Annotated in this window: 1 protein-coding gene; it reads left to right on the plus strand. The window is 37.0% G+C overall.

From position 1 onward, the window contains the following. Positions 1-311: hypothetical protein (locus tag SB772_RS39870; protein WP_410838499.1), on the plus strand; the 311-nt coding region annotated here is incomplete at both ends.

Genomic DNA, 311 nt, shown 5'->3' on the forward strand with positions numbered 1-311 from the left:
ATAACGGATATAAGTATTTTTTTGATAAAGCAGACACTGCAAAATACGATTGTGGAGAGCTTATTATAGGCGGAAATTATTATAAACCATCCTACTACCTGAGCAGGATTCTAAATCCGTTGGGAGTAGACGTAGCTGTAATGGCATATGATGAAAGAACAAAATATTCGGAAACTGGTACGAAGAGCCTTATATTTCTCCAGAACAAATTGAAGACGATTACCAGCAGAAGCGGACAGGTGGTATTTAATTACACTTATGATGAAACACTGGAGGCTAAAAAAGAGAATGATAAAACAGCCAGTGATCCA

It is taken from the genome of Paraburkholderia sp. SIMBA_030 (assembly GCF_046535245.1).
Lineage (GTDB): Bacteria > Pseudomonadota > Gammaproteobacteria > Burkholderiales > Burkholderiaceae > Paraburkholderia.